General features: G+C 36.9%; 12 protein-coding genes. 8 read left to right on the forward strand and 4 right to left on the reverse strand.

Going from position 1 to position 12,373, the window contains the following annotated elements:
- The first annotated feature begins 386 nt into the window (after nt 1-386).
- From ACFSR1_RS23355 to ACFSR1_RS23390, 8 genes are all read left to right on the forward strand, one after another.
- A complete protein-coding gene (locus tag ACFSR1_RS23355; RefSeq protein WP_378295452.1) occupies nt 387-1,493 on the forward strand; it encodes an Ig-like domain-containing protein in 1,107 nt (368 codons plus the stop codon).
- 131 nt (nt 1,494-1,624) lie between these two features.
- Nucleotides 1,625-2,089, forward strand: a complete 465-nt coding sequence (locus ACFSR1_RS23360) for a DUF5063 domain-containing protein (RefSeq protein WP_378295453.1) — start codon at nt 1,625-1,627, stop codon at nt 2,087-2,089.
- Nucleotides 2,090-2,254: 165 nt separating this feature from the next.
- On the forward strand, nt 2,255-3,646 hold the full coding sequence (gene rmuC, locus ACFSR1_RS23365) for a DNA recombination protein RmuC (RefSeq protein ID WP_378295454.1): 1,392 nt from the start codon (nt 2,255-2,257) through the stop codon (nt 3,644-3,646).
- 9 nt (nt 3,647-3,655) lie between these two features.
- Nucleotides 3,656-4,000, forward strand: coding sequence for a hypothetical protein (locus ACFSR1_RS23370; protein WP_378176187.1), 345 nt, complete (start codon nt 3,656-3,658; stop codon nt 3,998-4,000).
- Nucleotides 3,997-5,151 (forward strand): serine hydrolase domain-containing protein, encoded by a 1,155-nt coding sequence (locus ACFSR1_RS23375; protein WP_378295455.1) that lies wholly within the window; start codon nt 3,997-3,999, stop codon nt 5,149-5,151. The genes ACFSR1_RS23370 and ACFSR1_RS23375 overlap by 4 nt, the downstream gene beginning before the upstream one ends.
- A gap of 21 nt (nt 5,152-5,172) precedes the next feature.
- Nucleotides 5,173-5,538 carry a 6-phosphogluconate dehydrogenase gene (locus tag ACFSR1_RS23380; protein ID WP_378295456.1) on the forward strand — a complete coding sequence of 122 codons (366 nt, stop codon included), beginning with the start codon at nt 5,173-5,175 and terminating at the stop codon, nt 5,536-5,538.
- Nucleotides 5,539-5,554: 16 nt separating this feature from the next.
- Nucleotides 5,555-6,097 (forward strand): acyl-CoA thioesterase, encoded by a 543-nt coding sequence (locus ACFSR1_RS23385; RefSeq protein WP_378295457.1) that lies wholly within the window; start codon nt 5,555-5,557, stop codon nt 6,095-6,097.
- 89 nt (nt 6,098-6,186) lie between these two features.
- The gene (locus ACFSR1_RS23390) at nt 6,187-6,567 is read left to right on the forward strand and encodes a hypothetical protein (RefSeq protein WP_378295458.1); all 381 of its coding nucleotides are present in this window, start codon (nt 6,187-6,189) and stop codon (nt 6,565-6,567) included.
- Between the two features lie 350 nt (nt 6,568-6,917).
- Here ACFSR1_RS23390 and ilvA read toward each other — a convergent pair whose 3' ends face one another.
- From ilvA to ilvB, 4 genes are all read right to left on the reverse strand, one after another.
- Entirely contained in the window at nt 6,918-8,183 is a 1,266-nt protein-coding gene (gene ilvA / locus ACFSR1_RS23395; RefSeq protein ID WP_378295459.1) for a threonine ammonia-lyase, read from the reverse strand.
- Between the two features lie 242 nt (nt 8,184-8,425).
- Nucleotides 8,426-9,901, reverse strand: a complete 1,476-nt coding sequence (gene ilvC, locus ACFSR1_RS23400) for a ketol-acid reductoisomerase (RefSeq protein ID WP_378295460.1) — start codon at nt 9,899-9,901, stop codon at nt 8,426-8,428.
- 188 nt (nt 9,902-10,089) lie between these two features.
- On the reverse strand, nt 10,090-10,626 hold the full coding sequence (ilvN, locus tag ACFSR1_RS23405) for an acetolactate synthase small subunit (protein ID WP_378295461.1): 537 nt from the start codon (nt 10,624-10,626) through the stop codon (nt 10,090-10,092).
- A 2-nt stretch (nt 10,627-10,628) separates the two neighbouring features.
- Nucleotides 10,629-12,362 carry a biosynthetic-type acetolactate synthase large subunit gene (ilvB, locus tag ACFSR1_RS23410; RefSeq protein ID WP_378295462.1) on the reverse strand — a complete coding sequence of 578 codons (1,734 nt, stop codon included), beginning with the start codon at nt 12,360-12,362 and terminating at the stop codon, nt 10,629-10,631.
- Nucleotides 12,363-12,373: the final 11 nt, after the last annotated feature.

Genomic DNA, 12,373 nt, shown 5'->3' on the forward strand with positions numbered 1-12,373 from the left:
GTCCATTTCTTTTTATCATTTCAACACAAGAAAATATTCTCCTTTTGATTGACGCATTGCACTATTCCTTTGTAAATAAAATTCAAAATATTAGCATTACGCTTATAAATCAATTTTAAAAAAGGTTTTACCGTAAAAAATATGTCGATAAACCATTTTAACGATCAAAAACTTCTAACTAAATTGACCAAGGGAATTTTCTCTTGTAAACAGGAAAACAAATATGACATAAAATAGTCCTGTTGTTTTTTTGTTTATTACAAAACCAAAACATAAAATTTTTCGTAAATACTAGAAATAGATAAACAAACGACACTTTTAGCAACTATAAAAAAGGAATTTTAGTGATTTAATTGTTATAGTATTAAAGGCATTAAACATCATCTATGGTAAAAAAAATACTTAATTTTTTTCTATTCTTCTTAATTGCCGGTACTTGCTACGCTCAATCAGTAAATGATTACCGGACCAATGGAAATGATGGAAATTGGACAACCGTATCGATCTGGGAGGTTTTTAACGGAACAGCTTGGGTGGCAGCTACCACGTATCCAGGTCAGGTCGCTGGTACCAATGATGTATCTATAGAAGGCAACTCTGAGGTAACTATAAACTCTACGATCCCAAACAGCTTTAACTCGCTAACCATTGGACCGGGTATTTTATTTGTAAGTTCAGATTCTTCTTTAGACACTCCTTTAATTACGTTAACAACAGGAGGTGAAGCGGAATGGACAAGTAATAATACAGACTTAGCATTACCGGCAAATGCATCTATAGTAATTGATGGCGGTAATTTAGTAGAAGATAGTCCTTGTAATGCTACCAAAACAATCACTATCGGTGGTACAGTATATGCTTCTTGTAATGGCGGAGGAGGCGGTGTTGATTATGATTTTGATGATATTAATACAGGAGGTGGAACCCTGAGTGTAGCTCCAACCTCTAACGGTCCTATCTGTATTGGACAAACGTTAAATCTTTCTGCTAATCCTGGTGGATCTGGTAGTGCTGGTGGAACATTTAGTTGGTCAGCTACAGGACCTGGCGGTTACTCTTTTAGTTCTACAGCAGAAAATCCAACAGAAAGTAGTATCACAACTGCAGGAACCTATACATATACAGTAACCATTACTGATGGTGATGGTAATGGAACTACCAACACTAACTCTGTTGATGTTATAGTTAACGCCTCGCCCAATGCTCCAATAAGCGGAGGTAACCAAAATGGTTGCACGGGCGGAACCATACCTACACTAACCGCAACAGTAAGTGCAGGAGAAACTGTAGATTGGTACGATGCCGCTATTGGAGGTACTTTATTATTAAGTGGTAATACCAGCTACACTCCTACTGCTGGCGCTAGTTATTTTGCAGAAGCCAGAAATACCACAACGGGCTGCGTTAGTACTACAAGGACAGAAATTATACTGTCGCTTAGATCGTGTAAAGTAATTACTAATAGAAGAATCACCTATAGAGTTAAACAGTAACACAAGACTCTTTAGAGGTATAGAAAACTTCTTCAGAAAACAATTCTAATAAGTATTGTAGAACAAATAGGATTAAGATTTATACCTCATTTTAAAAATTCTTAACTAGATTTGTGTAAAACAACCTACTCTTGAGCAATCTCCAGCACATAGCAGACCAACTAATACAATGGGGCACAGTTCCTAAAATTGGCATAGAAAACAAAGAACTCTTTTTAAAAAAATCGTTAGTTTCCTTATATCAGGAATATCTGGCCTTAGAAGGAAACGTGCCAGATGATGAAGAAGAATATCCCGAGGCTCCAGAATTTAATTTTGAAAAAATCTCGAATACCATCCGTTCCAATTTTCCCGAACTAGGTTTTTACCAAAATGTCTCTGATCCATTTGATCTGGAAAAACCAGATAACGGACTCGGTGATGCTAATGATGACTTATCTGATATTATCAAAGACTTGATGGAAGTCCAATGGCGGTTCCAAAATACCAGCGAGGTTGATGCTATTTGGTATTTTGAATTTATTATGCGTAATCATTCTGAACGACATATTGTAAACCTTCTAAAGACCTTAAAAGATTTAGAAGAACAATTATAATTTGATTATTTACCCATATATCTTCTCGACTAATACTGGCTAAATCTTTATCTTTGAAACAATAACCCTTGAGACAAGTACCTGAGTAGTCAAAGGAACCTTTTTTGATCTCGGGGCAAACCTCTAAAAATTAAAATCTCGATTATCGAGTAAACAAAAAATTACATGTCAGAATACATTTTGCTTATTGTTGCGTTTGTCGCAATAATCATCGGCTTCTTTATAGGTAAATACGTAGCTTCGCTTAAAAATAAAAGTGATCAGAGTACGCTTTATGAACGTGCTAATCAATTACAATTGCAGTTTGATGAAGCCAAAAAAGCAGCAGATCAACAACTGGAGTTCACCAAACAACAACAAGAAGCATATAAGCAATCTTTAGAAAAACAACTTTCTGATATTTCTAAAGAACGAGAAGAAATCCGTAGAGAAAAAGATTTCCTGAATACCGAACTTACACGAAGAAATGCTGAGTTTGAAAACCTACAACTCAAAAATCAGGAACAAAAAGACGAAGTAGAAAAACTTCAGGAAAAATTCACCAAAGAATTCGAAAATCTAGCCAATAAAATTTTGGATGAAAAATCCAATAAGTTTACCGAACAAAACAAAGAGAACATAAAAAACATCCTGAATCCATTACAGGAAAAGATCAATACCTTCGAGAAAAAAGTAGAACAAACGCATAAAGAAAGTATCGATTATCATGCGGCTTTACGTCAACAGATTTTAGGGCTCAAAGATCTCAATGAACAGATGAGCAAAGAAGCCACCAACCTTACCAAAGCCCTAAAAGGTGATAGTAAAATGCAAGGAAATTGGGGTGAATTGGTCCTGGAACGCGTGTTAGAAAAATCCGGATTGGAGAAAGATCGAGAGTATTTTGTACAACAAAGCTTTACCACTGCAGATGGTCAACGAGTTTTACCCGATGTTGTAATCCATCTACCGGACAGTAAAAAAATGGTTATTGACTCAAAGGTTACACTAACAGCGTATGAACGTTATGTAAACGAAGATGATGATCATCTCAGAACTACATACCTTAAAGAACATATCACCTCTCTAAAACGTCATATCGATCAACTCTCTGAAAAAAATTATCAGGATTTATACGACATCGAATCTCCCGATTTCGTATTACTTTTTGTACCTATAGAACCGGCATTTGCCATTGCTATTAATGAAGATAATAAATTATACAATCAGGCTTTTGAGAAAAACATCGTGATTGTAACACCATCTACATTGTTAGCAACCTTGCGTACCATCGATACGATGTGGAACAATGAAAAGCAACAGCGAAATGCCATAGAAATTGCGAGACAAGCAGGAGCGTTATATGATAAGTTCGAAGGGTTGGTAAAAGACCTTACCGGAGTTGGTAAAAAGATCGATGATGCTAAAAAAGATTACTCTGCTGCAATGAATAAATTAGTTGTAGGACGCGGGAATCTAATTACCAGCGTAGAAAAACTTAAAAAAATGGGAGCCAAAGCTAAAAAATCACTTCCCGAAGCGATTATAAAACGTGCTTCTGATGATGATGAAACTTAATAAAAGACTATGGAACCAAACACACCGCAAATAATCGTTCAATTATTATTGGCATTAGCATATGCAATTCCGACGATATTCTTTATTGTAATCAGTATATATTATTTAGTAAAAATGGGATCTCAAACAGATGGTATTCTAATTTTAGTAGGCAATGTTATTATTTTTCTTTCAATAATCGTGGGTAGAGTGCTATTTATTCAGCTCGCTTTTTATGAAAAATGGCAGGGTGAAATGTATTCCTATATATCTGGTGCAGTTAATATCCTTTCTTTTCTGGGAGCTTCGGCTTTTGCCGTAGGAGTATTTCTTTTGATGAAAAAAGTTATAAAGACAAACACATTGGCTAAATGAAAAGTATCCACACCTTCATTTTATTTTATGTACTAGGACTTTTTGTTAGTATAGGTTTTGCCCAACAAACCTATTTCCCTGAACGTGGAAACTGGGAAGAAAAAAATCCTTCAGAATTCAATATAAACACTACAAAACTTAGCGATGCAATTCAATACGCAAAAGCTAACGAATATTCGGGATCCAAAGATCTGCGACAAGCAATTCTTAAAGGCTTCGAGAGAGAACCTTATCATCAAATTTTAGGACCAACCAAAAAAAGAGGTGCTCCTGCCGGTTTGATTCTAAAAGATGGATACATCATAGCAAAATGGGGTGATATCGATCGAGTGGATATGACCTTTAGTGTTACCAAAAGTTATTTATCTACCATGGCAGGATTGGCTATTGATCAAAACTTAATTAGTTCTGTAGATGATTTTGCTTATAAATATATCTGGGATCACACCTATGATGGTAATCACAACAAAAAAATAAGTTGGAGACATTTATTGACGCAATCGTCTGATTGGTCCGGGCAATTATGGGGTGGATATGATTGGGCAGATCGTCCACCAAAAGATGGAGGTATTGATGATTGGAAATTCAGGAAACTAAACGAACCAGGAACCGTTTTTGAGTATAATGATGTTCGAGTAAACGTTTTGTCGTATTCTCTTCTAAATATTTGGAGAAAACCATTACCACACATATTAAAAGAAAAAATTATGGATCCTATTGGCTCCTCAACAACTTGGAGATGGTATGGATATGACAATTCCTGGGTAAATATCGATGGCATCCAAATGCAATCTGTAAGCGGAGGTGGACATTCTGGTGGTGGACTTTTCATAAACACCATAGATCACGCACGTTTTGGATTATTATTTATGAATAATGGGAAATGGAAAAATCAGCAATTGATTTCAGAAAACTGGATTACAGAAGCTACCAAACCCTCTAAAGCCAACGCAAATTATGGGTTTATGTGGTGGCTAAATCAAAAAGGAAGCCGTCACTGGGAAGGCTTACCGGAACACCTGTTCTATGCGGCAGGTTTTGGTGGTAATTTTATCGTTATTGATCAAAAACAAAACCTAGTGATCGTTACCAGATGGTTAGAGCCCAGCCAAATTGACGAGTTTGTAACCAAAGTATATGAAGCTTTCTAAAATTTCAACTAAAAATCATTTATGAAAAAAGTATTAGCCATTATCATCTTAGTAATCACTTTACTTTTTGCGATCTGGTATGCCACCGTATATTTTGCTTCTTATAGCGAAGGTGTGAGAAGCGGAGAACTGATTAAGTTTAGTAATAAAGGCGTTGTATTTAAAACGTGGGAAGGAGAAATCAGCCAGGGGATTTCCGGAGCTCAGATATTTAGCTTTTCTGTGGAAGACAAAAATAAAGAAGTTATTAAAAAACTTGAAGAGTTTCAAGGTAGGTATGTAAAATTGAAGTATAAAGAACGTTTTGCTGCGATCTCTTGGTTAGGAGACACCAAATACTTTGTTATTGATGTTGAAAAAGAAGAATCACCACATTTTAGAAAATAATCTAAGACACTAAAACATGAAAAAATATAAAACAGCCAGAGAATCAAGAGTAGTAATTTCAGAATTAATGCTTCCCTCTCATTCTAATTTTAGTGGAAAAATTCACGGGGGATATATTTTATCGCTTATGGATCAAATTGCGTTTGCTTGTGGGTCTAAACATTCTGAAGCCTATTGTGTTACTGCTAGTGTGGACAAAGTTGATTTTCTGAAACCGATTGAAGTTGGTGAACTTGTCACTATGAAAGCATCAATCAATAATGTAGGAACAACCTCTATGGTGGTTGGTGTGCGGGTAGAATCAGAAAATATTATGACCGGAAAAGTTAAGCATTGTAATTCCAGCTATTTTACGATGGTTGCGAAAAATGATCAAGGAAAAAGTGTGGCCGTTCCAGGACTTGTTTTAGAGAATGAAACGGCCGTGCGTCGCTTTGTACGAAGTATCATACGCAAAGATGATGCTAAAGCCAGAAGGGATCGCTTTAAAGCATCAGAATTTAAGCTAGAAGATCATCTTGAACTATTAAAAGAGTATAACGTGAAAGTAGACTTATAATTTATCTACAATATTTCCGTTATCCTTCTGAAATAGGCATCTGGTTAATTCTGATGAATATTTATTATATTGAAAAAAACAAAAGAGCTATGAAAACCCCAATTAGACTGTTATTATTTTTATTTACAATGATTTTAGTAAGCTGTGGTAGCAGTGATGATGGCACTACAGAACCTGAAGTTGTCGTTGACCCGGATCCGATTCCAGGACAAACCTCTACTTACATTGGTCACGTAAAAACTATCATTGATGCTAACTGCATTGAGTGCCATGGAGATCCTTTGGATCAAGGTGCTATTATGATGTTATTAACTTATGATCAGGTTGTGGATGCTGTTAATAATCGAGGTTTATTTAATAGAATCGCTACAAATAATGCTTTTAACGTAATGCCCGAATCAGGAAGACTCCCACAAGCCACGATTGATATCGTGGAAGATTGGATTGCTGATGGACTTTTAGAGCAGTAATTATCAATACATTAAAAAGTTGTTTTATCTAAAATCACCCTTCAACTGCGTCAAAGGGTCATCTCTATAAACGCGAGCTTCTATGTAAGAAAATTTACGATATTTTAGTTGTGTAAGTCATAGGATACAGGCAGGCAAGTGAATTTTCAATCAAAAGCCTAATTTCGATAGTTCTGCTGAGTTTGCTGAAGTACAATTTTTCTACTGTCATCTCGAGCCTTTCGACAGGCTCAAGACAGGCTTTGTCGAGAGGTCATTATAAAAAATCACTCAACCTGTCTGCCGAAGCACAGCGAAGGTAGATTTGACGGCTTTTTTTAAACCTTATCCTTAGATCGAGTTATAAAAGTTTACACCAAAAACTGAAATAAATCCGGTTTATCATTAAGATAATCTCCATAGAAGTTATGTTCTTTCATTCTGGAGATTAAGGGCTGGAGATCATCTTTATCTTTGAGTTCTATCCCCACTACTGCAGGACCATTTTCTCTGCTTGATTTTTTAGAGTACTCGAAATGAGTAATATCATCATTAGGTCCTAAAATTTCGCCAACAAATTGTTTTAGAGCGCCAGCTCTTTGAGGAAAACGAACAATAAAATAGTGTTTCAAATCTGCATAGAGTAACGCCCGTTCTTTAATTTCTGCAGTTCTCGTAATATCATTATTGCTTCCACTAACGATACAGACCACATTTTTCCCTTTTATTTTATCTTTGTAATACTCTAACGCTGCCAACGTCAATGCTCCTGCAGGTTCTACCACAATAGCATCTCTATTATACAAATCTAAAATAGTCTGACACACCAAACCTTCGGGTACTGTAATCATATCAGACAAATACGTTTTACAAATGTCAAAATTTAAGTCTCCTACTTTTTGCACTGCTGCTCCATCAATAAACTTATCGATATCAAAAATCTCTGTATTCTTATTTTGCTGAATTGAAGTTAGCATGGAAGGTGCACCTTCGGGCTCAATTCCTATAATTTTAGTTTTGGGTGATAATGCTTTCATAGCTCCACACAGACCAGAAGCCAAGCCTCCTCCTCCAACGGCAACAAAAATATAGTCGATTGGATGGTCTACTTGCTTAAAAATTTCTAACCCTATCGTTCCTTGACCTTCAATCGTTTTGGGATCATCAAAAGGATGTACAAACGTCTTCCCTTCTGTAACACAGGCTTTTCTTGCTGCTTTAGAGGCATCATCAAAAGTATCTCCTTCTAACACAATTTTCACGTGTTCTCCTCCAAACATCTGAGTTTGTTCTATCTTTTGTTTTGGTGTAACCGATGGCATATAAATAGTACCCTCTATACCGAGATGGTGACAAGCAAAAGCTACGCCTTGTGCATGGTTCCCCGCACTGGCACACACTACACCTTTAACCAATTGTTCTTTGGTCAAAGAACTAATCTTATTAAAAGCACCTCGAATTTTGTAGGATCTAACGCGCTGCAGATCTTCTCTCTTCAGTAGAATATTAGCATCGTACTTTCTGGAATATCGAATGCTATTCATTAAGGGAGTAACCATAGAAACCTCCTTAATTATGGAGGCCGCTTTCTGAATATCTTCTAATTCCGGAAAATATGTGGTTACTTCTGTATTCACTAATCCTACTATATTTTTTTTAGAAAAACACTTGCCAGTCTGAGTCCATCAAAGATTACACAATACACATCTCAAAAAACTTCGACAGACCCAGCTAGACAAATAAAATTATTTGAAGCGTCATTTCGAGTGATTTTTCGTAATAAAATGAAGAAAAATTGTATCGAGAAAAGCTTCAACTATTCAAAATCTTATTCTCGATACACTTCTCCTCAGGTCGAAGTACTCGAATCGACGATTTTTTACACTATTGGCTTCATAGCTGTCATAGAAGCTCTTAATCTTGCTCCTACAATCTCAATCGGGTGATTTCTCAAAGCTGCATTTACTTCAATTAACTTTGCATTATCAACTCCATTGCTTTTACCTGCATCATAAGCTTTACCGATCACATCAGTATCGATCTTTTTCATAAAATCGCCTAACAAAGGTTTACACGCATGATCAAATAAATAACATCCATACTCTGCAGTATCAGAAATTACTCTGTTCATTTCGAATAACTTCTTACGTGCAATCGTATTGGCTATCAGCGGAGTTTCGTGCAGAGACTCGTAGTATGCCGATTCTTCGATAATACCAGACGAAGTCATTGCTTCAAAAGCAAGCTCTACTCCTGCTCTTACCATAGCAACCATTAGTACTCCGTTATCATAAAATTCTTGTTCAGAAATCTCCACATCTCCCGCTGGAGTTTTCTCAAATGCTGTTTCTCCGGTTGCTGCTCTCCACGATAATAGGTTTTTATCATCATTTGCCCAATCTTCCATCATTGTTTTAGAAAAATGACCACCGATAATATCATCCATGTGCTTCTGGAATAACGGACGCATAATATCTTTTAATTCTTCAGAAAGTTCGAATGCCTTTATCTTAGAAGGGTTTGACAATCTATCCATCATATTAGTAATTCCACCATACTTTAATCCTTCAGTAATAGTCTCCCATCCATATTGAATTAGCTTAGAAGCATATCCGGGATCAATCCCCTTCTCTACCATCTTATCAAAACAAAGGATAGAACCTGTCTGTAAAAGTCCACAAAGAATGGTTTGCTCACCCATGAGATCTGATTTCACCTCTGCAACAAAAGACGACTCTAATACTCCTGCTCTATCTCCACCGGTTCCAACTGCATATGCTTTAGCCTGTGCTAATCCGTGTCCTTGAGGATCATTCTCCGGATGCACGGCAATCAATGTGGGTACTCCAAAACCTCTTTTGTACTCTTCTCTAACCTCAGAACCGGGGCATTTTGGTGCTACCATTATCACGGTGAGATCATCTCTCACCTGCATTCCTTCTTCTACTATATTAAATCCGTGGGAATAAGAAAGCGTAGCTCCTTTTTTCATCAGTGGCATTACCGTATTTACTACTTGTGTATGTTGTTTATCCGGCGTAAGATTGATCACCACGTCCGCATTAGGCACTAATTCTTCGTAGGTTCCAACAACAAATCCATTCTCCGTCGCATTCTTATAGGATTGTCTTTTTTCTTTAATTGCTGCCTCACGAAGCGTATATGAAATATCCAATCCGGAATCTCTCATATTTAACCCTTGGTTCAGCCCTTGCGCTCCACAACCAACGATTACTATTTTCTTTCCCTTAAGTGCTTCAACTCCATCTGCAAATTCAGACGAGTCCATAAACCTACATTTTCCTAATTGTGTTAATTGATCTCTTAATGATAGCGTATTAAAATAATTTGCCATTTCCTTCTTAATTTGTGGTTACTTCCGTCTACACGGAAATCTATTTAATTTTGATTTTTAGTTGTTTTATTTTCTTTGGGTGTATCCGCCTCAGGCGGACCGGGCTTTTCGTTATATCTTTTCAATCTGTCATAAACCCTTCGACTCCGCTCAGGGAGACAAATTAAAAAGGATGTCACTACTATCCCTTACACGGTTTCTTCTTCTACAAACTCTTCTAACAAGGATGAGATATGCATTTTCTCTTTGGTTACCGCAATTCGTCCTGATCTGGTAAATTGCATCAAGCCATACACTTCAAGTTTACGATACAACGCATCTACCTCTCTTCTTCTTCCCGTTTTTTCTAGTACAAAAAACTCTGGAGTTACTGTGACGATGTTGGCGTTGCTATTTTTTATCACATTTTGAATCTGTCGTTCTTCAAACAATAATTTTGAAGAGATTTTAAACAACGCGGTTTCCTGATAAATAATATCTTCTTCTTTATGATAAAATGCTTTAATCACTTCGATTTGCTTTTCGATCTGACCAACAATCTTCTTCACCTGTTCTTCTGTAACTTTTACTGCTATAGTAAATCGAAAAACATCTTTGATTTCTGATTGTGAAGCCGTCATACTATCCAGATTAATATGACGTTTCAGGAAGATCGCAGAAATTCTATTTAGCAATCCTATATTATTTTCGGTATATACCGATATTGTAAAATTTTCTTTTTCCATAATTACTCAAGTCTAATATCCGAAACTGAAGCTCCTGTTGGAATCATCGGAAATACATTATTCTCTTTTTCTACACATACTTCTAAAAAGTAAGGCTCTTTTGAAGCGATCATCTCATTAATTGCCGTTTGCAGCTCTTCTCTCTTTGTTACTCTTTTAGCTTCTATATGATACCCTTTTGCAATAGTTACAAAATCAGGATTCACCATTTCTGTAGAAGCGTATCGCTTATCAAAAAATAATTGTTGCCACTGACGTACCATACCCAGAAAATCATTATTAAGTACTACAATTTTCACCGGTACTCTGGTTTGGAAAATAGTCCCCAATTCTTGTATCGTCATTTGATATCCGCCATCTCCTATAATCGCAACAACTTCCCTTTCTGGCGCACCCATTTTGGCTCCAATGGCCGCGGGTAACGCAAATCCCATGGTTCCTAAGCCACCAGATGTAACATTACTCTTGGATTTTACAAATTCTGCATATCTACAGGCTATCATTTGGTGCTGTCCAACATCTGAAACAATAATGGCATCACCTTTAGTCTCTTCGTTAATACCTCTAAGTACTTCCCCCATAGAAAGTCCTTCTTTGGAAGGATGCAATTCTTCTTTGATTACTTTATCGTATTCTATAGCGTCAAAATCCTTAAATTCCTGTAACCAAGCATTATGACTATTGGATTGTACCATAGGAAGTATTTGAGCAAGCGTATTCTTTACATTACCCATTACAGCAACATCTGCCTTTACATTTTTATTTACTTCTGCGGGATCAATCTCGAAATGAATAATTTTGGCTTGTTTAGCATAGGTTTCCAGATTACCGGTTACCCGATCATCAAAACGCATCCCTATTGCTAACAAAAGGTCACATTCATTTGTAAGTTTATTGGGACCATAATTACCGTGCATTCCTACCATACCCACATTCAGTGCATGAGCAGTTGGCAACGCTGATAATCCCAGAATGGTCCAGGCAGATGGAATACCCGTCTTTTCAACAAAGTTTTTTAATTCCGTTTCAGCTTCTCCAAGAATTACGCCTTGACCAAAAACAATCATTGGTTTTTTGGCGTCATTAATTAGTTTGGCAGCTTCTTTTAGAGTATTCGGATCTGTTTCAGGAACCGGTTTATAGCTTCTTACTCCTTTACATTTTGAATACTTGAAATCCAGTTCACCAAACTGAGCATCTTTTGTTATATCTATCAAAACCGGCCCCGGACGACCAGATCGAGCAATATAAAAGGCTTTGGCTAACACAGAAGGAATATCTTCAGCTTTGGTTACCTGATGATTCCATTTCGTAATGGGAGTTGAGATTCCTATAATATCCGTTTCCTGAAAAGCATCAGATCCTAATAAATGAGAACCTACTTGGCCCGTTATACAGACCAGCGGTGTAGAATCGATTTGGGCATCTGCAATACCAGTAACAAAATTTGTTGCTCCAGGTCCCGAAGTTGCAATTGCCACTCCGACTTTACCACTTGCCCTTGCATATCCTTGAGCCGCATGGGTTGCCCCCTGCTCGTGCCTGGTAAGTACGTGATGTAATTTATCCTGAAACTTATATAACTCATCGTATACCGGCATAATTGCGCCTCCCGGATATCCATAAATCAAATCTACTCCTTCAGCAAGTAGACAATGGATTACGGCTTCGGCTCCTGTCATTATTCCGGTGGTTTCTTTTGATTCTTTTTCTATCGTTTGCGTGTGTGTCTCCATTACGCTATATA

Origin of the sequence: Aquimarina rubra (genome assembly GCF_042684305.1) — a bacterium.
Lineage (GTDB): Bacteria > Bacteroidota > Bacteroidia > Flavobacteriales > Flavobacteriaceae > Aquimarina > Aquimarina rubra.

Excerpts from the sequence above, each read along its gene's own strand:
- ACFSR1_RS23355 (WP_378295452.1), top strand. The coding sequence starts at position 387 with ATGGTAAAAAAAATACTTAATTTTTTTCTATTCTTCTTAATTGCCGGT.
- rmuC (WP_378295454.1), top strand. The coding sequence starts at position 2,255 with ATGTCAGAATACATTTTGCTTATTGTTGCGTTTGTCGCAATAATCATC.
- ACFSR1_RS23370 (WP_378176187.1), top strand. The coding sequence starts at position 3,656 with ATGGAACCAAACACACCGCAAATAATCGTTCAATTATTATTGGCATTA.
- ACFSR1_RS23375 (WP_378295455.1), top strand. The coding sequence starts at position 3,997 with ATGAAAAGTATCCACACCTTCATTTTATTTTATGTACTAGGACTTTTT.
- ACFSR1_RS23380 (WP_378295456.1), top strand. The coding sequence starts at position 5,173 with ATGAAAAAAGTATTAGCCATTATCATCTTAGTAATCACTTTACTTTTT.
- ACFSR1_RS23385 (WP_378295457.1), top strand. The coding sequence starts at position 5,555 with ATGAAAAAATATAAAACAGCCAGAGAATCAAGAGTAGTAATTTCAGAA.
- ACFSR1_RS23390 (WP_378295458.1), top strand. The coding sequence starts at position 6,187 with ATGAAAACCCCAATTAGACTGTTATTATTTTTATTTACAATGATTTTA.
- ilvC (WP_378295460.1), bottom strand. The coding sequence starts at position 9,901 with ATGGCAAATTATTTTAATACGCTATCATTAAGAGATCAATTAACACAA.
- ilvN (WP_378295461.1), bottom strand. The coding sequence starts at position 10,626 with ATGGAAAAAGAAAATTTTACAATATCGGTATATACCGAAAATAATATA.
- ilvB (WP_378295462.1), bottom strand. The coding sequence starts at position 12,362 with ATGGAGACACACACGCAAACGATAGAAAAAGAATCAAAAGAAACCACC.